Annotated in this window: 1 protein-coding gene; it reads left to right on the plus strand. The window is 64.2% G+C overall.

The genetic code is table 11. From position 1 onward, the window contains the following. Positions 1 to 35: 35 nt before the first annotated feature. Positions 36 to 1,353, plus strand: a 1,318-nt coding sequence (locus NP777_RS46835) for a non-ribosomal peptide synthetase (protein ID WP_256656313.1), incomplete at its 3' end; no start/stop codon positions are given.

Genomic DNA, 1,353 nt, shown 5'->3' on the forward strand with positions numbered 1-1,353 from the left:
ACGGTGGGGTTGTGGAGCGGCCCGAGGTGTCTGCTGTGGGGTTGTTCGAGCGTCGGGTGGGGTTGGTGCCGGATGCGGTGGCGGTGGTGTGTGGTGAGCGGTCGTTGACGTATGGGGAGTTGGATGCGTGGGCGGAGCGGGTGGCGGTGGGTTTGGTGGCGCGGGGTGTGGGGCCGGAGTCGGTGGTGGGTCTTGCGTTGCCGCGGTCGGTGGAGTTGGTGGTGGGGTTGTTGGGGATTTGGAAGGCGGGTGCGGCGTATTTGCCGGTTGATCCGCGGTATCCGGGTGGGCGGTTGGGTCATATTCTCCGTGCGGCGTGTCCGGTGGTGGTGCTGACGGATGAAGAAACGGCTGGGGTTTTGCCGGAGAGTGGGGTGTCTCTGGCATGGCTGGGTGAGGTGGAGAGGGCGGGGGTGGAATCGGGTTCTTGGGATGCTGTGCGGGTTCTTCCGGATCAGGCGGCGTATGTGATGTTCACGTCGGGGTCGACCGGTGTGCCGAAGGGTGTGGTGGTTTCGCATCGGGGTGTGGTGAATGGTGTGTTGGGGTTGGCGTCGGTGGTGGGGGTGGATGCTTCGACGCGGATGTTGGCGGGGACGTCGGTGAATTTTGATGTGTCGGTGTTCGAGATGGTGATGACGTTGTGTGTGGGTGGTTGTGTGGAGGTGGTGCGTGATGTGTTGGTGGTGGGGGAGCGTGGTGGTTGGTCGGGTGGGGTGATCAGTACGGTTCCTTCGGTGTTCGCGGAGTTGTTGGATCAGGTGTCGGGGAAGGTTTCCGCGCGGTCGGTGGTGTTTGCGGGGGAGGCGTTGTCCGGTTCGTTGGTGGGGCGGGTGCGGGAGGCGATTCCGGGTGTGCGGGTGGTGAATGCGTATGGGCAGTCGGAGAGTTTTTATGCGTCGGTGCATTGTGTGGGGGTGGGTGGTTTTTCGGGGGTGGGGAGTGTGCCGGTGGGTGTGCCGTTGGGGAATATGCGGGTGTATGTGTTGGGGCCGGGGTTGGTTCCGGTGCCGTGTGGTGTGGTGGGTGAGTTGTATGTGGCGGGGGAGATTGGTCGGGGGTATTTCGGTCGTGCGGGGTTGAGTGCGGAGCGGTTTGTGGCGGATCCGTTTGGTGGGTTGGGTGGTCGGATGTATCGGACGGGGGATTTGGGGCGGTGGACTGGGGAGGGTGTGCTGGAGTTTGTGGGTCGTGGGGATGCGCAGTTGAAGGTGCGTGGTTTTCGTATTGAGCCGGGTGAGGTGGAGGCGGTGTTGTGTGCTCATCCGGGGGTGGGTCAGGCGGTGGTGACGGTGTGCCGGGGCCGGGGTGGTGGTAAGCAGCTCGTCGGCTACGTCGTCCCCGCGGAGGCAC

The sequence above is a fragment of the Streptomyces rugosispiralis genome (genome assembly GCF_024505145.1).
In the GTDB taxonomy this organism is placed as follows: Bacteria; Actinomycetota; Actinomycetes; order Streptomycetales; family Streptomycetaceae; genus Streptomyces; species Streptomyces rugosispiralis.